General features: G+C 64.0%; 22 protein-coding genes and 1 pseudogene. 7 read left to right on the top strand and 16 right to left on the bottom strand.

Annotation, left to right across the window (positions count from 1 at the left end; genetic code table 11):
- Window positions 1–17: 17 nt before the first annotated feature.
- From BLP76_RS15990 to BLP76_RS15965, 6 genes are all read right to left on the bottom strand, one after another.
- Complete coding sequence (locus BLP76_RS15990; RefSeq protein WP_092815675.1) at window positions 18–458, bottom strand: NAD(P) transhydrogenase subunit alpha part 2; 441 nt, start codon at window positions 456–458, stop codon at window positions 18–20.
- 10 nt (window positions 459–468) lie between these two features.
- Window positions 469–1620, bottom strand: a complete 1152-nt coding sequence (locus BLP76_RS15985; protein WP_092815672.1) for a Re/Si-specific NAD(P)(+) transhydrogenase subunit alpha — start codon at window positions 1618–1620, stop codon at window positions 469–471.
- 11 nt (window positions 1621–1631) lie between these two features.
- Complete coding sequence (locus tag BLP76_RS15980; protein ID WP_092815669.1) at window positions 1632–1919, bottom strand: aa3-type cytochrome c oxidase subunit IV; 288 nt, start codon at window positions 1917–1919, stop codon at window positions 1632–1634.
- 174 nt (window positions 1920–2093) lie between these two features.
- Window positions 2094–2444: an Omp10 family outer membrane lipoprotein gene (locus BLP76_RS15975; protein WP_092815666.1), complete on the bottom strand. Its 351-nt coding sequence runs from the start codon at window positions 2442–2444 to the stop codon at window positions 2094–2096.
- Window positions 2445–2472: 28 nt separating this feature from the next.
- On the bottom strand, window positions 2473–3876 hold the full coding sequence (locus tag BLP76_RS15970) for an ABC1 kinase family protein (RefSeq protein ID WP_092815663.1): 1404 nt from the start codon (window positions 3874–3876) through the stop codon (window positions 2473–2475).
- Between the two features lie 509 nt (window positions 3877–4385).
- Entirely contained in the window at window positions 4386–6248 is a 1863-nt protein-coding gene (locus BLP76_RS15965; RefSeq protein WP_092815660.1) for a M3 family oligoendopeptidase, read from the bottom strand.
- Between the two features lie 243 nt (window positions 6249–6491).
- Here BLP76_RS15965 and BLP76_RS15960 point away from each other — a divergent pair, with 243 nt between their 5' ends.
- From BLP76_RS15960 to BLP76_RS15950, 3 genes are all read left to right on the top strand, one after another.
- Window positions 6492–8033 (top strand): sigma-54-dependent transcriptional regulator, encoded by a 1542-nt coding sequence (locus BLP76_RS15960; RefSeq protein WP_200170616.1) that lies wholly within the window; start codon window positions 6492–6494, stop codon window positions 8031–8033.
- A gap of 39 nt (window positions 8034–8072) precedes the next feature.
- Window positions 8073–9911, top strand: coding sequence for a L,D-transpeptidase family protein (locus BLP76_RS15955; protein WP_092815654.1), 1839 nt, complete (start codon window positions 8073–8075; stop codon window positions 9909–9911).
- Between the two features lie 154 nt (window positions 9912–10065).
- A complete protein-coding gene (locus BLP76_RS15950; protein WP_244514629.1) occupies window positions 10066–11859 on the top strand; it encodes a peptidoglycan L,D-endopeptidase MepK in 1794 nt (597 codons plus the stop codon).
- Window positions 11860–11920: 61 nt separating this feature from the next.
- On the opposite strand, the gene glpD is transcribed toward BLP76_RS15950, so the two are convergent.
- From glpD to BLP76_RS15930, 4 genes and pseudogenes are all read right to left on the bottom strand, one after another.
- Window positions 11921–13441, bottom strand: coding sequence for a glycerol-3-phosphate dehydrogenase (glpD, locus tag BLP76_RS15945; RefSeq protein ID WP_092815648.1), 1521 nt, complete (start codon window positions 13439–13441; stop codon window positions 11921–11923).
- Window positions 13442–13557: 116 nt separating this feature from the next.
- Window positions 13558–13842 carry a DUF2312 domain-containing protein gene (locus tag BLP76_RS15940; RefSeq protein ID WP_092815645.1) on the bottom strand — a complete coding sequence of 95 codons (285 nt, stop codon included), beginning with the start codon at window positions 13840–13842 and terminating at the stop codon, window positions 13558–13560.
- Window positions 13843–13952: 110 nt separating this feature from the next.
- Window positions 13953–14250, bottom strand: a pseudogene (locus BLP76_RS15935) (DUF1244 domain-containing protein).
- Between the two features lie 11 nt (window positions 14251–14261).
- The gene (locus tag BLP76_RS15930) at window positions 14262–15086 is read right to left on the bottom strand and encodes an N-formylglutamate amidohydrolase (RefSeq protein ID WP_092815642.1); all 825 of its coding nucleotides are present in this window, start codon (window positions 15084–15086) and stop codon (window positions 14262–14264) included.
- 99 nt (window positions 15087–15185) lie between these two features.
- On the opposite strand from BLP76_RS15930, the gene BLP76_RS15925 reads away from it, so the two are divergent.
- From BLP76_RS15925 to pyk, 3 genes are all read left to right on the top strand, one after another.
- Complete coding sequence (locus BLP76_RS15925) at window positions 15186–16112, top strand: DMT family transporter (RefSeq protein ID WP_244514628.1); 927 nt, start codon at window positions 15186–15188, stop codon at window positions 16110–16112.
- A gap of 162 nt (window positions 16113–16274) precedes the next feature.
- Window positions 16275–16691 (top strand): DUF1036 domain-containing protein, encoded by a 417-nt coding sequence (locus BLP76_RS15920; protein WP_244514634.1) that lies wholly within the window; start codon window positions 16275–16277, stop codon window positions 16689–16691.
- Window positions 16688–18124 (top strand): pyruvate kinase, encoded by a 1437-nt coding sequence (gene pyk, locus BLP76_RS15915; protein WP_092815632.1) that lies wholly within the window; start codon window positions 16688–16690, stop codon window positions 18122–18124. Before BLP76_RS15920 ends, pyk begins: the two co-directional genes overlap by 4 nt.
- A 186-nt stretch (window positions 18125–18310) precedes the next feature.
- Here the strand turns inward: pyk and BLP76_RS15910 are convergent, their stop codons facing one another.
- Together BLP76_RS15910 and ykgO are read right to left on the bottom strand one after the other, a co-directional pair.
- Window positions 18311–18973, bottom strand: coding sequence for a tetratricopeptide repeat protein (locus BLP76_RS15910; RefSeq protein WP_092815629.1), 663 nt, complete (start codon window positions 18971–18973; stop codon window positions 18311–18313).
- Window positions 18974–19057: 84 nt separating this feature from the next.
- A complete protein-coding gene (ykgO, locus tag BLP76_RS15905) occupies window positions 19058–19183 on the bottom strand; it encodes a type B 50S ribosomal protein L36 (protein WP_092815928.1) in 126 nt (41 codons plus the stop codon).
- A 185-nt stretch (window positions 19184–19368) separates the two neighbouring features.
- Between ykgO and BLP76_RS15900 the strand changes: the two genes are divergently transcribed.
- Entirely contained in the window at window positions 19369–19806 is a 438-nt protein-coding gene (locus BLP76_RS15900) for an EamA family transporter (RefSeq protein ID WP_092815626.1), read from the top strand.
- Here the strand turns inward: BLP76_RS15900 and choV are convergent.
- The 4 genes from choV to BLP76_RS15880 form a co-directional block, all read right to left on the bottom strand.
- On the bottom strand, window positions 19794–21014 hold the full coding sequence (choV, locus tag BLP76_RS15895; RefSeq protein ID WP_092815623.1) for a choline ABC transporter ATP-binding protein: 1221 nt from the start codon (window positions 21012–21014) through the stop codon (window positions 19794–19796). The genes BLP76_RS15900 and choV overlap by 13 nt on opposite strands.
- Window positions 21011–21853 (bottom strand): choline ABC transporter permease subunit, encoded by an 843-nt coding sequence (choW, locus tag BLP76_RS15890; protein WP_092815925.1) that lies wholly within the window; start codon window positions 21851–21853, stop codon window positions 21011–21013. The genes choV and choW overlap by 4 nt, the downstream gene beginning before the upstream one ends.
- Window positions 21854–22198: 345 nt before the next feature.
- Window positions 22199–22669, bottom strand: a complete 471-nt coding sequence (locus BLP76_RS15885; RefSeq protein WP_092815620.1) for a pseudoazurin — start codon at window positions 22667–22669, stop codon at window positions 22199–22201.
- Between the two features lie 124 nt (window positions 22670–22793).
- A complete protein-coding gene (locus BLP76_RS15880; RefSeq protein WP_092815618.1) occupies window positions 22794–24701 on the bottom strand; it encodes a nitric oxide reductase activation protein NorD in 1908 nt (635 codons plus the stop codon).
- Between the last annotated feature and the right edge of the window lie 5 nt (window positions 24702–24706).

Below are 24706 nucleotides of genomic sequence, written 5' to 3'. Positions count from 1 at the left end.
TCGAAGACTGGCTCATTTTACCGCTCTTTCCGCTTGTACATGGACAGCATGCGCTGCGTGACGAGAAAGCCGCCGAAAATGTTGACGCTCGCCAGCATCACCGCAAAGAAACCGAACCAGCGCGCTGTGCTGGAACCGTCCGCGACGAGGTCGACGCCGACCGCAAGAAGCGCACCGACGACGATCACCGACGAGATCGCATTGGTCACGGACATGAGCGGCGTATGCAGCGCCGGCGTCACGGACCAGACGACATAATAGCCGACGAAGATCGCCAGCACGAAAATCGAGAAGCGGAAGACGAACGGGTCGATCATGCCACCGCTCGCGGCATGCGCGAGCTGCCCCACGGCCTCCCCGTCTCCCAGCGCATTGAGCGCCTGCGAGGCGGCTTCCCGCGCCGCCTCCGCGGCCGACTGCGCCTGTTCGACAGCCTGCCTTACTGTTTCTTCAGCCATCGGCTATCCCCTATTTCTCGTTCGGCGCGTTCACCGGCTCGCCACCAAACTGCGGGTGCACGACGGCCCCGCCATGGGTGAGCAGCGTCGCCGCCACGATCTGGTCTTCACGGTTGATGGAAAGGGCCTTCGTCTCCTTGTCGACCATCGGCTCGACGAAGGCATAGATGTTGCGGGCGAGAAGCGCCGAAGCGGACGCTGCGATCTGCCCCGCCATATTGACGATGCCGATGAGGGTGACGTTGTCCTTCACCACCTGCTTGTCGGCTTCCACGCCCTCGACATTGCCGCCGCGTTCCACGGCGAGGTCGACGACGACGGAACCGTCCTTCATCGACTTCACCATCTCCGCATCGACGAGCTTCGGCGCCGGCCGGCCCGGAATGAGTGCCGTGGTGATGACGATGTCCTGCTTGGCGATGTGCTCGCGCACCAGCTCCGCCTGCTTGGCGCGATATTCCGCCGACATTTCCTTGGCGTAACCGCCGGCCGTCTCCGCCGCCTTGAACTCCTCGTCCTCGACCGCGATGAACTTGCCGCCCAAGGATTCCACTTGCTCCTTGGCGGCCGGGCGCACATCCGTCGCCGTAACGACGGCGCCGAGGCGCTTGGCGGTGGCGATCGCCTGCAGACCGGCGACGCCGGCCCCCATCACGAAGACGCGGGCGGCGGGCACCGTGCCGGCGGCCGTCATCATCATCGGCAAGGCGCGCCCATAGGCTTCCGCAGCCTCGATGACGGCACGATAGCCCGCAAGGTTCGCCTGCGAGGAGAGAACGTCCATCGACTGGGCGCGGGTGATGCGCGGGATGAGCTCGAGCGCAAAGCCGGAAAGCTTCGCCTCGGCCATCTTCTTCAACGCCTCCTCATGGCCGTACGGATCCATGAGGGAGACGACGGCCGCACCTTCCGGAAAGCCCGAAAACTCTTCCGGACGGCGAACGGTGAGAACGACGTCGGCGCCCTGAAGCGCCGCCTGCCGGCTTTGCGCGATGTCCGCGCCAGCCTCGGCGAAGACCTCGTCGGCAAGCGAAGAGCCTGCCCCGGCGCCGCTCTCAACGACCACATCGGCGCCGAGAGTCTTGAATTTCTTGATCGATTCGGGAGTTGCCGCGACACGCGGCTCGTCGTCCCGCGGTTCCTTAAGAACTGCAATGCGCATAATGATTTAGCTCAGGCCACTGCGAAGAGGAAGAAGACGAAAGTAATCCCGAGGACGACCGCGGAGGGCCCCCATCTGCTCTGCCTGAACAGGCCGTAGAACAGCGTGGCGAGCGTCAGCGCGAGCGCGATAGAGCCGAGCCACAGGGCGCCCCCAAGGCCGAAAATAGCGACGATCAGGACGATCGTGACGACATGTATGATACCCAAGATGAGGAGCGACAGAAACCTGTCGTACGTCTTCTCGTGGTGCTCGTAATCCATTGCGGAACCTGCCGACGCCATCACCTGTTCAGCCATGCGCTACTGCCCTTGCATAGATTGGCGGGATATATCGCCGGCCTTACCACGGCATCTTAGACAAGGGCAACGCCGGGTAAACCTCCAAATGCCGCAGGGGCCTCGAATACAGGCCGACGCACAAACGAAGACGGCGCCACTTGGGCGCCGTCACAAGAGAGAAAAATGGGCGTCTCAGACGCGGTGCAAGGTGAAGGACGCGCCCGGCTGACGACAGGTCATGCTGCTTGAGCCTGCAAGCGTGCAGGTGGCCGCGCGCTGCTGCTTGGTGGCGATGGAGTACCAGCTGATCTCGACGGTCTGCGGGCCGGCCATATTGTAGCTGCCGGTGGCGAGCTGGGCGCCCGTCTTGGCGTCTTCGGTGGTCATGGCACCGTTCGAGAAGGTCGAGACGAAGACCCGGTCGCTGGACATCCAGCGCCCCTCGACAGGCGAAGAAATCTCACGTCCCCCGATGCCCGTTTGACAGCCAGCCAGAAAGGCGGCGGAAAGAAGGACGGCAGCGGTAATGTAACGGGTATGCAAATTGAGCCTCCAGCAGTTCGTTGCTGCTTTAATGCCCTTGCCGCGAATTTGATCCCGCAGATTCAACGACAAGATTCGCGGCTCGAAGCGCCGCCGCCTGGTTGCGGGTGACCGTGTCGACGGAAAATCCGTCGATTTCCTCGTTGAAGAGACGGTGGAAATTCATCTCTGCACGCAGATGCAGGAAGACCCCGCCGAGACCGATCGCCGCACGGTCCATGAAGACGAATTCGCGCGGCACGGTGACCGGCCCCTTCTCCTTGAGAGCCATATGCACGCGGTAGGCCTCGCCACGCCCGTACTGTGCCGGCGAGATGCCGTCGGCGATCGCCCGCGTCCGGTCGTCGAGAAGCGGCCCATAGATGAAGCGCGCCCAGATATTGAGGATATCGATGAGTTCGTTGGAAAGCCCGCGAAAGCCCCAGGTCTCGTAAGCGCTGACGATGCGCTCGCGATCGTCGGTCTGCAGACCGCGATAGAGCTCGATCACGCCTTCCACGAAGCGCGGCGGGAAGATGCGCACGCAGCCATAGTCGAGAAGATTGATGCCGGCGGGGCGCCCCTCCTCCTCGAATACCGTGTAATTGCCGAGATGCGGATCGCCGTGAATGATCGCCTGATGGCTGAAAGGCTGCCACCAGGCCTTGAACATCGAAGCGGCGAGATGATTTCGCTCTTCCAGCGAATGGTCGCGGTAGTCGAGGAGCTTCTTGCCGTCGAGCCAGGTCATGGTGAGAAGCCGGCGGGTGGAGAGTTCAGGCCGCAATTTCGGCACCCGCACTCGCGGTTCGTCGGCAAGGACAGCGTCGTAGAGGGCCATGTGTTTGGCCTCGCGCTCGTAATCGAGCTCTTCGCGCACCCGCGCGGCGATCTCTTCGGCCATCTCCCGCGTATCGATCGCCGTATCCATGCGACGGTGCAGCGAGAAGAGCACGGACAGCTGGCCGAGATCGGCTTCGACCGCGCTCGCCATCTCCGGATATTGCAGCTTGCAGGCGAGCTCCGTTCCGTCGTGGTCTATGGCACGATGCACCTGGCCGAGCGAGGCGGCGGCTGCCGGCTGATGCTCGAATTCCTTGAAGCGGCTTTGCCAGCCCGCCCCGAGCTCCGCCGTCATGCGCCGCTTGACGAACGCCCAGCCCATCGGCGGCGCATCGGACTGAAGCTGCGTGAGTTCGGCGGCATATTCGGGCGGCAGCACGTCGGGGATCGTGGCCATGAGCTGGGCCACCTTCATGATCGGGCCTTTGAGCCCGCCCAGCGCCTGCGCCAGTTCCTGCGCGTTGCGGCTCGGATCGATCTCGCGCCCGAGCGCACGCGACCCGACCATTCGCGCCGCAATGCCGCCCATCCCCGCGCCCACGCGGGCATAGCGCGTCATGCGGCCGGTAAAGCGGTTGCGTTCGTCGTCACGAGGCGGATCAACAGGCATCGAGGTAACCTTTTACGTCATACACGTGCGTGTCTTCGTATCCGCTAGATAGGGTGCCCGAGGCTGACCTGCATCCGCCAATCGCGCATCGCCGAGCTGAAACTTTTCAGCCACTGCGAGGAGGAAGTGGGGCGGTTGCCCGCGCGCGGGCGCTCACCCCCAGCCTGACCGTGAGGGGCACCCGGCCCCTGCCGCAAACGGCCCCTGCCGCAAAACGGATCGCCCAAAACGGAAAAGGGCCGCCAAAACGGCGGCCCTCCGCGAGAAGCGGGCGGTTTGCCCAGAATTTACTCGATCACGAAAGCGACAGAGGTTGCTCCACCGCCTCGAGACCGATCAGGCAAATACCCCATCCATTCTCACTCGACACTGGATCACCTCCTTTCAAGCTGTTTCGACCGTCTCTGAGTTTCTCCACCAAGCGACTGCTTGGCAAGCACAAAATTTGCGGTCTCCGCAAAATTTCTAGGCTCGATGAAAAAGCCGCCAGCCGCATTGCGTGCCGCGGTTCACGCAGCCTGCACGCTCTCCAATTCGTCGATCAGCCCTTCGATGACCGACAGCCCCTGCATCCAGAAGGCCGGATCGGACGCATCGAGCCCGAAGGGCGCCAGAAGCTCCTTGTGGCGCTTGGTGCCGCCGGCTTTCAGCATGTCGAAATAGCGGTCCTGGAAGCCCGTCTCGGCATCGCGGTAGACCGCGTAGAGCGAGTTCACCAGGCAGTCGCCGAAGGCATAGGCGTAGACGTAGAAGGGCGAATGCACGAAGTGCGGGATATAGGCCCAGAACACCTCATAGCCTTCGCCGAGCCGGATCGAGGGTCCGAGGCTCTCCTTCTGCACTTCCATCCAAATGTCGCCGATCACCTCGGCCGGCAGCTCGCCGTCTCGGCGCGCCGTGTGGACGCGGCGCTCGAACTGATAGAAGGCGATCTGGCGCACGACCGTGTTGAGCATGTCCTCGACCTTGCCCGCGAGAAGGATCTTCCGCTCCTTCGGCGTCGCGGCGTTGTCGAGCATGGAGCGGAAGGTCAGCATCTCGCCGAAAACGCTCGCCGTTTCCGCAAGGGTCAGCGGCGTCTGCGCCATCAACAGCCCCTGCTCGCCGGCCAGAACCTGGTGCACGCCGTGGCCGAGCTCGTGGGCGAGCGTCATCACATCGCGCGCCTTGCCCTGGTAATTGAGGAGCACATAAGGATGCGCGCTCGGCACCGTCGGATGCGCGAAGGCGCCCGGCGCTTTGCCCGAACGCGTCGGCGCATCGATCCAGCTCTTGTCGAAGAAATTCCCGGCAATCTCCGCCATGCGCGGATCGAAACTGCCATAGGCGGAAAGCACCGTCTCTTTCGCTTCCTGCCAGTCGATCGTTCGCTTCAACGTCTCAGGCAGGGGCGCATTGCGGTCCCAATGGTCGAGCTTGTCCTTGCCGAGCCACTTCGCCTTCATCGCATAATAGCGGTGCGACAGCTTCGGATAGGAAGTGGCGACGGCCTGCACCAGCGCATCGACAACCTCCGGCTCCACCCGATTGGCGAGATGGCGGGCGGAGGCGACATCCGTGAAGCCGCGCCAGCTGTCGGAGATCGCCTTGTCCTTGGCGAGCACATTGGTGATCAAAGAGAAGGTGCGCAAATTCTCGCGAAACGTGTCGGCAAGCGCCGTCGCGGCGGCCTTGCGCTGCGCCTCGTCGTGGTCCGTCAGAAGATTGAGCGTCGGCTCCAGGGTAAGGTCCTTGCCGTTCACCTTGAAGCGGAGCGCGGCCATCGTCTCGTTGAAGAGCCGGTTCCAGGCACCCCGGCCGGTCAGCGACTTCTCATGGAAGAGCCGCTCGATCTCGTCTGAAAGCTGATACGGGCGCTCTTCGCGCAAATCGTCGAGCCACGGCTTCCAATGCGCCAGCTCCGGGCTCGCCATGGCCTTGTCGAGCACCGCATCGTCGATCCGGTTGAGCTCCAGCGGGAAGAACAAGAGCTTCGTCGAAACCCCGGTGAGCTTGTCCTGCAGATCGCCGTTGAACTTTGCCCGCTTCGGATCGCTCGTATCGCCAGCATAGACGAGCCCCGCATAGCTCACCAGCCGGCCGATAATCTCTTCGATCGCCTGGAATTCCTCGATCACCCCGGCAAGGCGGCTGCCGCCATCCGCACTTTGAGCGATCTCGGCGAGCTTGCCCTTATAGGTTGCCTCGAAGGCCGTCGCCTTTTCGTCGACCTTGGCGATATCGGCGGCCACTTCCGGCGCATCCATCGACGGATAGAGGTCGGTCAGATCCCATTCCGGCAGGGTGCCGAGGCTCTCGTCTGCGACCTGCGCACCCTCCTTCGTTACATCGAAGCCAGGCTGGAATTGCAGCAAACTCTGCTCGGTGCGCATCAATCACTCTCCTTGATAGCTGGTGCAGACGGCGTAGCGCCCAGCCTCTCATCTGGCAATTTGTGCGGCAAGAGCAAGCTTTGCGGACGCGCCCCACGACCACGGCCGAAAATTCCGCCGCGGCGAAAGCGATCGCGGCGGCCGAGAATTCCACCGCTTCGCCGATATGGGTAACAACCCCTTAACCTGAGTCGGGGCAGCTTGGTGCGAAATGAAACGCTCTCGTGCCCACGAAGACGCTTGATGCCAGCTCGTATGCTTCTGGTCGATGACGACCCGATCACCCTGCGTCTCCTCGCAGGCATGATGCAATCCTTCGGCTATCTGTCGGAATCGGTTTCCGGCGGTCAGGCCGCTCTGGACCGCATCAACGACACGTCCTCTGCCCCCATCGATGTCGTGATCCTCGACCTCGTCATGCCCGATGTCGACGGCATGATGGTGCTCGATGAACTGAAGAAAATGCCGGCGCCCCCGGCCGTCATCGTGCAGACCGCGCAAGGCGGCATCGACACCGCCATCTCGGCGATGCGTGCCGGCGCCTTCGACTTTCTCGTCAAACCGGCAGCTCCCGAACGTCTGCGCGTGTCGATCACCAACGCGCTCAAGCTCTCGGCCCTGCAGGGAGAGGTGCAACGCCTGCGCCATCGGCGCGAAGAAACCGTCTCCTTCGACGACATGATCGCCTCCGCACCGGCGATGATGCGCACCATGGAGCTCGGCCAGCGCGCGGCACGTTCCGCCATTTCCGTCCTCATCGAGGGCGAGGCCGGCACCGGCAAGGAATGGTTCGCGCACGCCATCCATGGCGAGAGCAACCGCCGGGCGAGACCCTTCGTCAGCGTCGATTGCGGGGCCGTCCCCGCCGACGACATCGAGGTCCTTCTCTTCGGACGCCCCGCGACAGCTACGATGCCGGCCCTTCGCGGCCGCATCCACGAAGCCCAGAGCGGCACCCTGCTTTTGCGGCAGATCGCGGACCTGCCGGCGAGCGTGCAGGCCCGCCTTGCCGCCGTTCTTGAAGAGGGCACCCTCCCCCTCCTCGCCGGCGAACGCGTGACACGCGCCGACTTTCGCCTCATCGCCACGACCGACCGCCGGCTCGTCGACCGCGTCGCCGAGGGCGTCTTCCGCGAGGACCTTTTCTACCGGCTCAACGTCTTCCCGATCTGGTTGCCGCCGCTTCGCGACCGCGTCGAAGATCTTCTCCCGCTCGCCGCCGCCTTCCTTGCCCGCTTCGCCGCCGAAGAGGGCCGCCCGCGCCTCAAGGGTCTGGCACCCGAGGCGGAAGCGCTTCTGACGGCCTTCCACTGGCCCGACAATATTCGCCAGCTCGAAAATGCCGTCTATCGCGCCGTGATCCTGTGCGAGGGAGAATTTCTGCGGCCTTGGGATTTCCCGCAGATCCAGACGGCTCTCGACGCCGGCGCCATCCCGGAACTGGTCAAAGCCTGGCAGAACGAGGGCGCCGCCGCGGCCCGCACGCGGGCATCGAGCACAGGCCATGTTGCACGCGCGCACCATCGCGATAGGGAAACACCTGACAGGCCCTTTGCATCGGCTGACAAAATCTCGCCCCCCCTTTATGGTCTCCTACATCTTCTGGATCGGGACGGTGAGATGCGGGCGCTCGATGCGCTCGAGGAGGCAGCTGTGCGCTTTGCCGTCGAGCATTACGGCGGCCGAATGAGCGAAGTGGCAAGGCGCCTGCATATTGGCCGCTCGACGCTTTATCGGAAGCTGAAAGACTACGGGATCGAGACGGCCGCCGTCGATGCGGCCTGAGGCGCGCGTTCGCCAAGGAATGACAAACTGGAGAGTTGGATGCGATTGAGAGGCACGGCGGTTTTTCTGGCGTTGATGGCGGCGACACCTGTCGCCGCAGCACCGGCCCTAAAGGTTGCCACGGTCGGGGTCGAAGACGCCGCCGAGACGTCGTCACCGGCCATCACGACGGAAGCCGCAGCGATCCGGGCCGCTCTCGCCCATCAGCCGGGATATGCCGATCCGCGTGCCAAAGACATCGCCGCAGCGGTGCGCAGCTTCTATGAAGAGCGGTCGTTCGCCCCGGTGTGGATTCATGATGGCGAAGCGACGGAGCAGGCCCGTGCCCTGCTCGACCGCATGGCGCGCGCGGCTGAGGACGGCCTTGCTCCTTCCGACTATGAGGCGATCGAGCTGCCGCAAGACCAGCTCACCGATGCCGATACCATTGCGGCGAAGGACGTGGCGCTCAGCGAGAACGCAGCCCGCTTCATCACGCATCTCGCGATCGGCCGGGTTCTGCCGAAATCGGTCAACAAGGAAGTCTATTACGCGCCGGCCCTACCGGATCTCGGCGAAGCCCTTGCCAAGACGACCATGGCGAAGGATGTCGACGCCACCATCTCCGCCTTCGCGCCTCCGCATCCGCAATATCAGGCGCTGAAGGCGACGCTTGCGAAACTGCGCGCGAGCGACGGCAAGCCTCTGCCGCATATCGCCGAAGGCCCGACCTTGAAGGTCGGCCAGCGCGACCCGCGCGTCCTCACATTGCGCGAGCGGCTCGGTATCGAGATTCCGGAACCGCCGCAAAAAGCGGAATTCGCTCCCGCCCCGGCCGTGGACATGCCGGAGCCGGAGACGACGGGCTCGCTGGCTCAGGCCGCGTCTTCCACCAAGATGGATGAGGCCTCGCGGTCCCAACCCCCGGCAGGGTTCTTGGAGAAAGCGCACGATTACAGCGCCGATCTGAAGCTCGATCCGACGCCGGTTGCCTATCGCGCCGGCAACGATGCGATGCTCTACGACGATACGGTCGTCGCCGCCGTTGAGGACTTCCAGCGCGAAAACGGCCTTTCGGTCGATGGCATGGTCGGTCCGCAGACGCTTCAGACGCTGAACGGCGCGAGCCGCGAAAACCGCATCAAGACCGTCATCGTGAATATGGAGCGGTGGCGCTGGGTGCCGCGTGACTTCGGCGACGATTATATCTTCGTCAATGTGCCGGAATTCATGGTCCGCGTTTACCGCGACGGTGCGCTCAACCACGAGGCGCGCGTCGTCGTTGGACAGCGCTCGCATCCGACCCCGCTTTTCGGCGATGAGATGGACCACCTCATCCTCAATCCTTACTGGAACGTGCCGAATTCGATCGTCACCGCGGAAATGCTGCCCAAGATCCGCAAGGACCCTTACGGATACTTCTCCTCGACGGGTTACCAGCTTCTCGCCGACATTCGCGGCAAGACCTACCGCCTCGATCCGACGTTGATCGACTGGTACGCGGTCGACACGCGGCAGCTTCGCATTCGTCAGCCGCCGGGCGACCGCAATGCGCTCGGCCGCATCAAGTTCATGTTCCCGAACCGGCATGCCGTCTACCTGCACGACACGCCCGCAAAGAGCCTATTCAAGAAATCATCGAGGGCTTTTTCTCACGGCTGCGTGCGCGTGCAAGATCCGATGGCGTTCGCGGATTCGATCCTGGCCGACGATGACCAATGGAACTCCACGCGTCTGAAACGGATGTATTCAGACCAGGAAGTGCGCATCAATCTGCAGCGGAAACTGCCGGTTTTTCTTGCGTACTTCACGATGATCCCGGAAGCAGACGGAAGCTTGAAGACCGTTCCCGACGTTTATGGCTATGACGAGAAGCTAGCTAAATTACTGAATCTGTAACCATGACATGGGCTGAGGCGAGAAAATGGCGCCTCAGTCGTATTTTCGCCATAGCTTTCCATTTTGTAATTGAGTGTTAAGCAAGAGAAGCGAGAATTCGCTCTCGTGCCTGGGGATGGGGAAGGGGCTTCCCGCAAAAAGAAGGCGATCACGCTTGCTGATACCGGCCGAGTCCAAACTCTCGCGCCTGCGCGGCCCAATGGTGTGCCTGACGCTGGCCTTCGCCCTCCTTCTCGGAGGCTCCGATCCGTCCCTATCGCGTTCCGGCGACCGAACTCTCAAGCTCTTTTTCGCCCATACCGGCGAACGCGGCGAGTTCACCTTCCGCCGCAACGGCCGCTACGACCAGCGCGAGCTGAAGCGCCTCAACTATTTTCTACGCGACTGGCGTGCCGACGAGCCGACCGACATGGATCCGCGCCTCTTCGACCTCGTCTGGGAGGTCTATCAGGAGGCCGGCGCGCAAAACCCGGTCACGGTCGTCTCCGCCTTCCGGTCCTTGAAGACCAACAACATGCTGCGCTCGCGCTCCTCCGGTGTCGCCAAGCGCAGCCAGCACACCGCCGGAAAGGCGATGGATTTCTTCATTCCGGGTGTGCCGCTCGAAAAGCTCCGCAAGATCGCATTGAAGAAGCAGGTCGGCGGCGTCGGCTACTATCCGACGTCCGGCTCGCCCTTCGTGCATCTCGACGTCGGCAGCGTCCGCCACTGGCCGCGCATGACGCGCCGGCAGCTTCTGGCGCTCTTCCCCGACGGCAAGACCCTGCACATCCCGTCCGACGGCAAACCATTGCCGGGCTACAAGATCGTGCTCGCCGAATATGGCCGCAGCGGCAAGAAAGAGACGCTCGGCAGATCTGGCGGCTCGTCAAGCCCGAACGAGAAGGCGACCGTCGTCGCCTGGCTGAAGAATGTCTTCGACGGCGACGAGGACGAGGGCGATCAGAGCCGCCCGATGCGCTCCAAGACGGCTCCGGCACGGGCCATTGCCCCGGTCCAGACGGCGCGCGCCGCACCTCAGGAAGTTCAGGTCGCAAGCGTTGCGCCGCAAGAGCTGTCTGCTCCGGAGATGCTGCCACGCGCGGCTCCTTCCGCCATCCGGGCGATCGCGGTCGCGACACGGACGGAGACGGCGGATCCGACCGCACCTGCCGCTTCTCAGATCGCCGAACAGGACACGATGGGTCTTCTCGCTTATGCGGCGATGGCCCAGGCGCGTCCGGACGGCCTCCCAGCCGTTATGCCTGAGACGTCACGCCTGGCCACGGCCGAGGACGCCAGCGAATTGACGGCTCTCTATGAACGTGCCCTTGCAGATGCCGACCCGGCCACCGCCTCCCCGCGCGACGCGCAGGCAACGGCCGGCCTCGTTCTGGCGAATTCCGTGATGTCCCCGGCGAACACCACCAGGGAAATCACTCTCCCGGCAGCCCGTCCGATCGTAACGGCTTCGCTCGGCGCCGAGCCGCAGGGTTTTGACGCCATCGACGCCGCGGCAGGTCTTGCCGGATCGAAGACCGGGATCGCCGCCGAAGAGGACGAGACGCTCGCCTATGCCTCGCCTGAAGCTCGTCCCGAGGCACCGGCCGCACTCGAAGAAGCCGCCGGCCTTGCCGTTGCATCAGAAGCCCCGCTCAGCCTCGCTGCAGCCGTCGAGATCACGGCGCCGGCAGCCCCTGTCGCGCGTCTCATCACCCAAAAGCCCGATTCCGGCGATCTCTCACGCCTGATGGGCAAGGATACGACGCGGACCTTCATCTTCGCGCTTTTGCAGGCCCCGAGGCCCTCCGGCGCGGTCGAGTTCTTCGCCATTCCGGTGAATGAGGGCGTCGCCCGGGCGATCAGCAAGGCCGAGCAGCTGCGCACCGATCGCTTCGCCACGAAGGACGACCTCGCCTTCATCGACGAACCCGATCAGGTCTATCTTCTCGTCGCGTCGCTGGACTGAAGCAGATCCCAGAACACACTCGGCGGTGACCGCGCTCAAGCGTGAGCGCGGACGTCTCCCCTCACGAGGCGGGCGCCGTCACCGCGCTCGCAAGCCCTTCGCCGAGATAGCGATCGAGCGCCTCTCGTTCCTCCTCCGAAACGTGCAGGCAGAGCTTTGAACGGCGGTTGAGGATGTCCTCCGCACTCACGGCGAATTCCGCACGGCGAAGATACTCGACCTCCTTCTGATAGAGGTCGGCGCCGAAATGCTGTCCGAGATCGGCGGGCGAGGCCACCCCTTCCAGTAACTCGAACGTCTTCGTGCCATAGGCGCGCACAAGCCGAGCGATCAGCGGACGAGGCAACCCCGGATGCTGGCCGGCCACCTTCTCTTCGAGCGCAACGAGACCGTCGACCGGAAAATCGCCGCCCGGCAGGGGCGCGTCGGCGGTCCACGGCTTGCCGCGCTTTTCGTTGAGCTCCGCCTCGATGCGCAGAAGAACCGTCTCGGCAAGACGCCGGTAGGTGGTCAGCTTACCACCCAGAACGTTGACGAGAGCCGCTCGGCCGTCGCCATCGTCGACCTTGATGACATAGTCGCGGGTCGCTGCCTGGGCTGACTCGCTCCCTTCGTCGACGAGCGGGCGGACACCGGAAAATGACCACACCACCTCGTCCGGGCGCACCGTGCGGCGGAAATAGGCGCTGATCGCCTCGCAGAGATAGGAGGTCTCTTCGGGCGTGATGCGGACTTTGGCGGGATCGCCATCGTAATCGCGATCGGTCGTGCCGATCAGCGTGAACTCCCCCTCATAGGGGATGGCGAAGACGATGCGCCCGTCGGCATTCTGGAAGATATAGGCGCGGTCGTGCTCGTAGAGCTTCGGCACGACGATGTGGCTTCCCTGCACGAGACGCATGGGCTGCTGCTTCGCATCCGCGGCCGTCTCCAGAACGTCATCGACCCACGGGCCGGCCGCATTGACCACGAGCCGCGCAGAAACTTCGCTCTCCTCGCCGTCTGCCGTGCGAAGCGTCGCTTTCCAACCCTCTTGAACGCGCTCCAGCTTGACGACCTTGGTCCGCGTTTCGATCCTCGCGCCCCGATTACGGGCATCGCAGGCGTTGAGCGTCACAAGCCGCGCGTCGTCGACGGCGCAGTCGGAATATTCGAAGCCCCGCCGATAATCGCCGGCAAGCGGCTTGCCGGCTGGGTCGTGCCTGAGATCGAGCGTTTTCGTCGGCGGCAGACGCTTGCGGCCGCCCAGATGGTCATAGAGGAAAAGTCCGAGCCGCAGGAACCAGGCCGGGCGCAGGCCGCGATGATGCGGCAGCACGAAACGCAAGGGATGGATGATGTGCGGTGCGATCGCCCACAACCGCTCCCGCTCCATCAGCGCTTCACGCACCAGGCGGAACTCGTAATATTCGAGATAGCGCAGCCCGCCGTGAATGAGCTTCGTCGACCACGACGAGGTGCCGCTGGCGAGATCGTTCATCTCGCATAAGAGAACCGACCAGCCCCGCCCGGCGGCATCCCGCGCGATACCGCAGCCGTTGACGCCCCCTCCGATGACAAGAATGTCGTAGCTCGGCGTCATGATGAAGGCTCCTGCGGCAGGCGAAAAAAGGTGCGGGGGAGAACGGTCGATCGCGCCCGTCTCTCCTCGCGAGGCTCAAAAAAAGGGCGCGGGGCGATCCGCATTGGTCGGACGGGTCAGGCCTCGTCGTCGTCGAGGGCGGCCGGCGCCATGCCGAGCGCATGCATATAGAGGTCGAGGATCGCCTCCTGCTCCTGCCGCTCGGCGACATCCTGCTTCCTGAGGCGCACGACCTGGCGCATCACCTTGGTGTCGAAGCCGTTCGACTTGGCCTCCGCATAGACCTCGCGGATATCCTCAGACAGGGTCTTCTTCTCTTCCTCCAGCCGCTCGATACGTTCGATAAAGGCGCGCAGCTGGCCGGCGGCCACCCCGCCCGGTCCGGATGCCTCTTCGGCCATGGTTTTCTCCTGAGATTCAAGTTCTTGGGTTTCGCGTGCAGGTGATGCCCGCTTCGGTCAATGCCGGAAAGACCTCATCCACGTTTTCCACGCGGCGGGCCGGCCTGACCTCAATGCTGTGGCTTGTTCTTCTCGAAATCGGCTTGCTGCTCGGCGTTCGCCGGCGTCTGGTGACGGCTCTTCCACTCTTCGTATGGCACCGTAGACGATCTCGCGGCTTTCGGCCTTGCTGAGCGCAAGGCCTCTCTCCTCCGCCGCCTCCTGATACCAGTTCGACAGGCAGTTGCGGCAAAATCCGGCAAGATTCATGAGATCGATATTCTGCACGTCGCTGCGTGCGCGCAGATGCTCGACAAGCCAGCGAAAAACCGCCGCCTCGATCTCGCTTCGCTCCCTATCTTCGCTCACCGTCTCTCCTTTCACGCTTGCGCATCGGCATGCGAGCCGTAATGGCGGATCTCGTAGAGCTCCTCATTGGCGAGAAGTGGGCGCAGGAGGGCTTCCAGACGCTCCGCCCATTCCGCGATGCCGGAAGCGGTGGAGATAAGGTCGTTGCGGACTTCGACGAGGGCATGCGCGAGGCCGCGCAAAGTGCCGTGCCGGTAAAGCGTGTCGCCGGCGAGAGCCCCCGTATAAGGCTCGTTGTCGCCGATCCTGAGACCGTGCTCGCCCCTCAGCGCCTCCAGAAGCGGCAGCGGCAGACGAGGATCCTTGTCCCACAGAATACCCGCATGCCAGGGCCGCCGCGTTCCCTTCCAGTCCGGCGTAAAGGAGTGGACGGAAAAGATGACCGGCGGGCGCCCCGCCTCGATCATCTGATCGATCGTCTCCGACACCTTGCGATGATACGGCCGATAGAAGCGCTCAAGACGGCGCTCACGCTCATCAGGCGTGATGCGGGCATTGCCGGGCACCACCGCACCGTCCGAAATCCGCATGACGAGGGTTGGATCGTCCTCGCCGCGATTGGGGTCGATCAGCAATCTCGAGAATTGGGTGAGAACCACCGGCGCATCCAGGCGCTCGGCAAGCTCCTCGCTCAACGCACCGGCACCGATATCGTAAGCGATATGGCGTTCAAGCTCCGCCGACGGCATGCCGAGATCGCGGTATTCCTGGGGCATGCGCCGCGTGGCGTGATCGCAGAGGATCAGAATTCCGCCACCCGGATCGCCTGGGACAACCTTGTAGGAATCGGCAGGCGCGGTCTCGGTCACGGCCCGCGCCGCATTCGTATCGTTCATCTATCCGTGTGAAGCAGTTTCGCAAGGGGCCCGGCCATGATAGGCCCTGCCATCCATAACGCCGCCGGGCTTCGAGGCCAAGGCGTGCCGGAGATTGTCTTGAGCGAAGCTGGTGAACGTAGCGGTCTCGTGACCGCAATGCCGGATATCATACCGATGTCCGCGCTGGTGCTTGGCGCCTTTGCCATGGGCGCCTCTCCGATCTTTGTCCGTTTTGCCGAAGTCGGCCCGTTGACGAGCGCCTTTTGGCGCGTGGCCCTTGCCCTGCCGCTCTTGTGGATCTGGGCAAGGCTCGAAACCCCGTCCGGCCGTATCGCGCCCTCCTGGCGACCCGTCGCCGGATCGTTGGCGCTTGCCGGCATCTTCTTTGCCGGTGACCTCACCTTCTGGCATCTCGCCGTTCTCAACACGACGGTCGCCAACGCCACCTTCATGGCGACGCTCGCGCCGGTCTGGGTGGCGCTCGGCTCCGGCCTCTTCCTGGGCGAGCCGGTCGACCGCCGGCTTGTCGTTGGACTGGGCCTCTGTCTCATCGGTGGCGGCTTCCTGATCGGCGAGAGCCTCTCCGTCTCGCCGGAAAATCTCGCCGGCGATATCTACGGCCTCATCACCTCGCTCTTCTTCGGGGGGTATTTCATCGCTGTGCGCCGTGCGAGGCGGGTCCTCGGCGGCGGCCGAACCTTGTTTCTCTCCTCGATCGTCACCGCCAGCGTTCTCGCCGTGGAAGCCGTCTCGATGGAAACGCAGCTCTGGCCGCAGACCGGCGCCGCGATCGGCGCCCTCCTGTCGCTTGCCATCATCAGCCATTCCGGCGGCCAGGGCCTTCTCGCCTTCGCCCTCGGCCATCTGCCGGCCGCCTTCTCGGCACTCGTCATCTTTCTGGAAGGGGTTGCCGCAGCCCTCCTCGGCTATCTCGTCTTCAACGAATCGCTCGGCGCCCTCCAGGCCGTCGGTGCGGCCGCGATCTTTGCCGGCGTCGTCTTTGCGAGGCCGCGCACGCATCGCCCCGTCACCAAGCCGCTCTGAGTGCACCCCGCAACGCCATCTGCCCAAAATCTCGCCGTTCCAGCAACGACTTTGCCGCACCACCTCGTTGACAAGCCGCGCTCACTGCGCAAAACCCGCGCTGGGGCAGCCGAGAATGTGAGAACGTCGAGAGACCTAATGACGCCAGTACGTCTCGGGCTGATGGTCACCACACTAGCCGCCTTCCTCGCCGCGACAGCCGGAACCGCTTTGGCCGACCTTCGGTTGTGCAACAAGACCTCGAGCCGCGTCGGGGTTGCGATCGGCTACAAGGGAGCCGATGACTGGCAGACGGAAGGCTGGTGGAACATTGATCCCGGCGTATGCGAAACGCTTCTCGCCGGGGCCCTGTCAGCCCGCTACTATTACATCTACGCCGTCGACTACGACCGCGGTGGCGAATGGGGCGGCAAGGCCTTCATGTGCACGCGGGACAAGGAATTCACCATCACCAGTGTCGGCGACTGCGTGGCCCGCGGCTTCCAAAGAACGGGCTTTTTCGAGGTCGACACCGGCGAACAGGCAAGCTGGACAGTACAATTGACAGAACAGACGAGCGGGGGCGTGGATAGCCAATGAGGCGCAATCGCAAGGTCAAGATCCTGGCAACTTTGGGTCCTGCCTCGAACACCGCTGAGACGATCAGCGCGCTCTTCGTGGCCGGAGCGGATATCTTCCGCATCAATATGAGCCACGCGAGCCATGAGGAAATGCGCCGCCTGGTGCGCCTCATCCGCAACGTGGAGGCCGAGCACGGCCGCCCGATCGGCATTCTCGTAGATCTCCAGGGTCCGAAGCTTAGAATCGGTGAATTCGCCGAAGGCCGGATCCCGCTCGAAATCGGCCAGAAGCTCATCCTCGACAGCGATCCGACGCCTGGCGACAAGAATCGTGTGCAGCTGCCGCATCGCGACGTGATGGAATCCCTGCGCCCCGGCGCCCGCGTTCTCCTCGATGACGGCCGCGTCCAGCTGCGCGTCATCAAGAATGCGCCCGACCAGGCGGAAACCGAGGTGATCGCCGGCTCGCAGCTTTCCAACCGCAAAGGCGTCAGCCTGCCGGACACCACGCTGAAGACGTCTGCCCTCACGCCGAAAGACCGGCGCGATCTCGAAGCCGCGCTCGAAGAGCCGATCGATTGGGTGGCGATGTCCTTCATTCAGCGCCCGGACGACATCGCCGAAGTGCGCAAGCTGGCGCGCGGGCGTGTCGGCGTCCTCGCCAAAATCGAAAAACCCCAGGCCGTCGAACAGCTCGACGAGATCATCGAGCTCGCCGATGCCATCATGGTGGCGCGCGGCGATCTCGGCGTCGAAATCCCGCTCGAGCAGGTGCCGGGCATTCAAAAGCGCATCACCCGCGCCGGCCGCGCCGCTGGCAAGCCGGTCGTCGTTGCAACGCAGATGCTGGAATCGATGATCGGCGCGGCAACGCCGACGCGCGCCGAGGTCTCCGATGTCGCCGGCGCCGTCTTCGAAGGTGCCGATGCCGTCATGCTGTCGGCCGAATCCGCCTCCGGCGAACACCCCGTCGACGCCGTGCGCGTGATGAATTCCATCGCCGAAGCGGTCGAGCGCGATCAATATTATCCGATGATCATCAATGCCCAGCGGGCCGAACCGCTGGCAACCGGCGCCGACGCCATTACGGCAGCAGCGCGCCAGATCGCCGAGACCCTGTCGCTTGCGGCCATCGTCTGCTTCACGTCGTCGGGTTCGACGAGCATGCGTGCCTCGCGCGAGCGGCCGACCGTGCCGATCCTCGCTCTGTCGCCCGTACGCGAAACCGCGCGTCGGCTCTCCCTCGTCTGGGGACTTCATTGCGTCGTCAGCGACGACGTCATGAACATCGACGAGATGGTCGACCGGGCCTGCTCGGTTGCCCACAATGAGGGCTTCGCGGCTCCTGGAGAACGGATCATCACGACGGCCGGCGTTCCGTTCGGCACGCCGGGTTCGACCAATCTCCTGCGGCTCGCCTTCGTCAGCCCGGACGGTCATTCAGGGATGTAAGGCCAGGATCTGAGGCGAGCGTCTCAGATCGACATCCGAAGAAAAAGGCGCCGAGACTCTCGGCGCCTCACCTGCTGCGGCAAACACTTGGCGCCCCAGAAGCTTTAGCAGAAACGCTCTGCCAAGAGACGCTGCCAGGAGAGACGCGGCCAGCAGACGGCGGGTCATAAGACGCCCGGCCGATAATCAGATGTCCTGGCCGGCCTGTTCCTTCTCCAGCTCTTCGAGCGCCTCGCGCGCTTCCGTCAGCTGGGGATGAATGGCAAGAGCGGCCTTGAACGCGGCGATCGCCTCGTCCTTCTCGTCGAGCTCGCGCAGGATCATACCCAGCCCGACGAGCGCCCCGAAATGGCGTGGCTCGATCTGCAGCGTGCGTTCGATATCGGCGATCGACTTGCCGTATTCCTTCTGCGCGAAATGCGCCGTCGCCCGCTTGTTCCAGCCTTCGGCAAAGCCTGGGTCGAGAATCACCACCCGGTCGAGCACGTCGAGAGCGGCGCCCCATTCCTCACCATTCATCGCCTGGCTCGCCCAGCCCATGAACAGATCGATGGTATCGCTGTCGGATTCGCGAAAACGGCGCAGCAGCTCCCTCTCCGCCGGTTTCGCGGAAGCCTCGTTCGGCGCGATCTTGAGCATCTCGAAGAGTTCATCTTGCGAGAGATCGCGCAGCGACGGCGCCTCGTGGCGCATGATGGAGGAAGGATGGCCCCCAGAAGGATGGCCAGGAGAAGGATGGCCAGGAGAAGGATTGGCCCGTGGCAGCTCCTGCGCCCCGGCCGCAGACGGCAGAACGAAAGCTGCAAGGAGCGCGGCACAGCCGGCGCTCAGGCACAAAAATTTCCTCATGCCGGAAAGCTAGAGCCTGCCGACATCGGCGTCAAATAGGGAAATGCAACAAGAGGGCCGTGCAAAGACGGCCACCGGAAGGGTTCAGCCCTGGCGGACTTTGAACTTCTTCTGCGTCTTGTTGATGATGTAGATGCGTCCCTTGCGACGAACCATGCGGTTCTCGCGGTGACGGTTCTTCAGCGTCTTCAGCGAATTGCGAATTTTCATTGATCTCTCGCAGCGCCCTTCAGGCGCGCGCCCGTGCTCGTTTTCGGCGGTGAGATAGGCGCGGCCAGCGCCTTTTGTCAATCCGCAGAGGGAGAATCTGCGCTTTGTTGGCATGACGCACGCCTCCCCGCCACCTATGCTCACGCTCTTTGGGACCATCCCAGCAAAATACCAGGAGAACCGGCATGCCTTCACCCATTCTGTCTTGGCAGGTCTGGGCACTCTTTGCGGCCGTCTTCGCCGCCCTCACGGCGATCTTCGCCAAAATCGGCGTGGAAAACGTCAATTCCGATCTCGCCACCTTCATCCGCACGGTGGTCATCCTGGTGGCGCTGGGCGGGATCCTCCTCGCACTCGGCGAATTTCGTGGGCTCCCGGAAATCCCGGCCCGCAGCTACGTCTTTCTCATTCTCTCAGGCCTTGCCACCGGCGCGTCCTGGCTCTGCTATTTCCGCGCGCTCCAGCTCGGAAACGCCTCGCAGGTGGCCCCGATCGACAAATTGAGCGTGCTTCTGGTCGCCATCTTCGGCGTCACCTTCCTTGGCGAGAAGCTGAGCGCCTTGAACTGGCTCGGGATCGCTGCCATTGCCGGCGGCACCTTCCTCGTCGCCTATCGCGCCTGAAGCTCGCTGCGGCCGCGGATGAGAGCACCAAACAGCTCCTCGTCGCCGATCACGCCTTTGACGCCATCATCGCCGACCACGATGAAATCCCCGCGATGCATGAGCCGCGCATCGATCAAATCGCGCAATCCGGTCTCGCGGCCGACCCGCACCAGGCTGCCGGGCGCCAGGGAACCGGAGCGGAGATTTTGCAGATCGATGAGCGGCAGCGTCTCGCCGTTGCGCACGATCCCGTCCGAGACGAGTTCGAAGCTCTCGGCTCCCCCGTTCTCGGCTCTCCCGTTCTCAGCCCTCTCGGCCGCGGCGGTCGCATCCTCTCCGTTCATCCGCGGAGGCCGCATCACCTCCTGCGCCCGCAGAACGTTGAGCGGGTTCATATGCGAGACGAAGGCGCGCACATATTCGCTCGCCGGCGACAGCACGATCTCTTGCGGCGTACCGACCTGGACGATGATGCCGCCTTCCATGATGGCGATGCGGTTGCCGAGCTTCAAAGCCTCGTCGAGATCGTGGCTGACGAAGATGATGGTGCGCTCGAGCCGGCGCTGCAGATCGAGAAGCTCGTCCTGCAGGCGGTCGCGGATCAGAGGATCGAGCGCCGAAAACGGCTCGTCCATGAGAAGGATCGGCGCATCGTTGGCGAGCGCGCGGGCAAGCCCGACACGCTGTTGCATGCCGCCCGACAATTCCTCCACGCGCTTGTCGCCCCAGCCGCCGAGGCCGACGAGTTCGAGCTGGCGTTCCACGTCCTTGCGCCGCCGGCGGCGCCCGACATGTGAGAGTTCGAGGCCGAGCGCCACGTTTTCGCGCACCGTCCGCCACGGCAGCAGCGCGAATTGCTGGAACACCATGGAGACGCGGTTGCGCCTGAGTTTGCGCAATTGCCGCGTTCCGCAGGAATGCACCGCCACGTCGCTCTCGCCGTCATGCACGAAGACCTCGCCGCGCGTCACCGGATTGAGGCCGTTGACGGCGCGCAGAAGCGTCGACTTGCCGGAGCCGGAAAGCCCCATCAGCACGACGACCTCGCCGTCATAGACGTCGAGATCGGCGTTCTTCACGCCGACGATCTGGTTGGTCTCGTCCTGGATCTCGGCGCGGCTCTTGCCGGCATCGATCAAGGGCAGCGCTTTCGTCGGATGGTCGCCGAAGACGATATCGACCCCTTTGAAACGAACGACCGGCTGGCGTGAGGATGTCCCGCTCATGCCTTTTTGTCCGTCTGGCCGCGGCACAGGCGATCGAGGATGATCGCAACGAGGACGATCGCGACGCCCACCTCGAAGCCGCGGGCGATATTGACCTGATTGAGGGCCCGCAAGGTCGGCACGCCGAGCCCGTCAGCCCCGACCAGGGCGGCGATCACCACCATGGAGAGCGACAGCATGATCGTCTGCGTGAGCCCCGCCATGATCTGCGGCAGGGCATAGGGAAGCTCCACCTTGAAGAGCCGCTGCCAGGAGGTGGCACCGAAGGAATCGGCCGCCTCGATCAAAGGCCGTGGCGTCGAGACGATGCCGAGCTGGGTGAGCCGGATCGGGGCGGGAATGGCGAAGACGACCGTTGCGATGAGCCCCGGCACCATGCCGAGGCCGAAGAGAATGAGCGCCGGGATGAGATAGACGAAGGTCGGGATCGTCTGCATGAGATCGAGGATCGGCCGCAGCCCCTGCATCAGCCAGGGCCGTCGCGCCGCCGCGATCCCGATCGGCACGCCGATCGCCATGCAGATGATGGCGGAGGACAAAACGAGAGCGAGCGTTTCCGTCGTCTCTTCCCAATAGCCCTGATTGACGATGAGAAGGAGCCCCGCCGCCACGAAGATCGCAAAGCTGATGGAGCGGCGCAGCAGAAAGGCGAGAGCCGCGGTGAACGCGATGACCGCAAAGGCCGGTGGCGTTTGCAGGAGGAACAAGATCGCGTCGATCACATAGCTGAGAGCGAAAGAGATGCTATCGAAGAAGCCGGAGGCGTTGGCGGTCAGCCAATCGACTGCGTCACGGGCCAACGCGCCGATCGGCAGTTTGTGCTCTGTCAGCCACTCCATACGCTCTTCGTTCCCCCTTGCTTCGCCGCGCGAAACAGCGCCGGCCATGGGGGCGCAAGAAACCAGACTCCTCGGCGACTTCCAAGTGCAATCGCACGTCGGGCCTCGCCCCGCACCGCTTTCGCTTGACCCATCGGCACCTCAGACGCACCGCTTCACGCGGCCGTGAGGTCGCGTGAAACCTCGCTTTGCGGCCGGGGCCGCACCGTCCGATTTCCACAGCGCGGCTTTGTCACAGAGGCAAAGCCGCGTCAGGCGCAAATTTCGGTACAAGAGATTTCGGCACAGAGACGGCGCCGGCGGAAGATGCCCGCCCCTCTGCCGGCATTTGCGGGGGGCGACGGCCTATTTGGCCGCGACGTCCCGCTCGGCCGCCTGGTCGAAGAGCGCGCTGAACTTCTTCTTCGCCATGCCTGGCGTCTTCACGGCCTTGGCGTCTTCGAGATTGCTCGAGGGATCGCCGACGACGACGAGCGCCACCATGCCCATGGCGAAATGCGGTGTGCAGCGAATGCCGTAGACGCCTTCCTTATCGAGCGTCACCGAGAAATCCTGGCTCGTCTTGCTCTTGAAGGGCTCGGCGCCTTCCGGGAGCATGCCCTTCATGGTCTCGGCATTGTGCCCCGGATTGGCGGCGATGAAATTGATCGTGTCGCCCGGCTGCGCCTGCACGAAATCCGGCTCGAAGACCATGACGCCTTTCTCGCCCTTGTTGAGCATCTTGACGTCGAATTCTTCCGCCTGAGCCGGAAGCGCAAAGGATGCGAGCGCGAGGCCGGCGACAAAAGCGGCGAGAGCGTTCTTGGCGAAGGTCATGATAACGGTCCTGTCGTTGCGGCGTCCGGGATGCGCCGTGCCTTCTTGCTAGAACCGTTTTCGTCCCCGAACTTTGTGCAAAGACAAACACTTGCGCCTTTGACGCGGTCCGCCGGAGAACGTCTCAGGCGGTGAGATGGCGATAGATCGCCGGCAGCGCCGCCGGAAGCCGCTCGCCATGCGGGACGATCGCATAGGCGCCGCGGCCGAAGAGATAGGGAAAGTAATCGCGCGCCGCCTCGTCGACCGTGACACCGAAGACGCGGATGCCGTCCTTGCGCGCCTCGCGGATCGCCATGCGCGTATCCTCGATGCCGTAGCGGCCCTCGTAATAATCGATATCGTTCGGCTTGCCGTCGGTCAAAAGCAGGAGGAGCCGGTGCCGCTGCGGCCGCTCCTTGAGGCCGGCGGCGACATGCCGGATGGCGGCACCCATTCGGGTATACTGGCCAGGTTTCAGCGCCTCGATCCTCCGGATCACATGTGCATCGAGCGCTTCGGTGTAATCCTTGACGCTCGCAACGTTCACCGAGGTCCGGCGCCTGGAGGTGAACGTAAAAATCGCATGTTCGTCGCCGCAGACGCTGAGCCCGTGCGTCAGGGCGAGGAGCGCGCTCTTTTCCACGTCGAGCACGCGGTGGCCGCCAAGCCACGCATCCGTCGACAGCGAAACGTCCATGAGGACGGCCATGGAGAGGTCGCGGGCATTGGCCCGCGTCGTGGTGAAGACGCGCTCCGAGCCGGCCCCGCCCGCCCGGCGCTCGGCGACATCGCGGACGATCGCCGCAAGATCGATATCCTCGCCATCGGGCTCGCCATAAAAGATCTGACGTTTCGGGCGGAGCGCCTCGAACTGCCGCCGGACCTGGCGAATGCGCCGCTGCATCTCCGCATCGGGCGCCCAATCCTCGCCCTCTTCGGCCGCCGGTCCGGCGATCACCCGGCAATGATTGCGGCGATAGCTCTGCCGCTTAAAGTCCCATTCGGGATAAGTGAGGCTCGCGGAAAGCGCCTCCCCTTCGGCCGCGGCCGGTGCCAGATCGAGATCCATCTTCACCCGGCTCGCAGCACGCTGCCGGTTCGAGCCGATGCTGAGTTCCGGCAGATCGTCGGCCGCCTGCCTTGCGCCATCCTCATCGTCGTCCTCGACCTTGCGGTTGACGTTGACCATCTCCGCGACGCTGAAGATCGTCTCGAACCGGTGCAGGATGAGCGGATCGCCGCGGTCGCTCTGCTCGCTGTCGTGACGCGAGGCGCGCCGGCGCTTGGCGTCGACCGTGATCGATTCCCCTCCGGGCTCGTCGCCCTCTTCCGCGCGGGCCGTTCCGTCACCGGCCATCACCTCCCCCCATAACGGCACCGGCAGAAACGGCCGATAACCGCGCGGCGCGGAAAGGCCGGAAATGACCGTATGCTCGTCTTCGATGAGGGTGAGAAACCGCCCGCCATCGTCCCGGCGGCCGCCCAGAAGGCTCAGGATCGCAGCCTCGATCTCGGCCTCAGCACCGGAGAGCGCCCGGCGCGGACGCACCTCCAGTGTCGCCTGCCGCAAGCGTTGATAGGTCGACCGCAATCCGGGCCAGGCGACGAGCGTCGCCCGAATGGCAGCGACCGCAGCCCGCAGCCGCAAGACGTCCGCAACGAGCGGATCGGCGGCCGTCGGCGTCGGCGAGGCATGGGCGAACCAGGCCGCGAGCCATTCATAAAGCGCCTCGTTGTCGGCGCGGGCCGGATAGACATCGAGCACGTCGGGCAGCCGCAGCGTCTCCGCATCGAGGATCGCCTGGGACATCTTTTCGGCCCCGAGCCCAACCTTCTGCAGAAGCGGCAGCCGATGCCCGGAGACGCTTGCCGCGCCTTCGGTGATGCGCACGGCGCCGCTGCCTCCGAAGGCGCGAAACATGACGCCGAGCCGCGTGCGCATCGCATCGAGACCGACGGCTGCCTGCGGATGATGTCGATAGGTGCTGACGCCGCCCACGAGCCGGTGCCAGAAGATGCCGACCGTTTCCTCGGGCTCGAAGATCGACATCGGCG

It is taken from the genome of Afifella marina DSM 2698, assembly GCF_900102695.1.
Lineage (GTDB): Bacteria > Pseudomonadota > Alphaproteobacteria > Rhizobiales > Afifellaceae > Afifella > Afifella marina.
The sequence above is the reverse complement of the archived record's forward strand: the minus strand, read 5'-3'. Positions and strand labels throughout refer to the sequence as shown.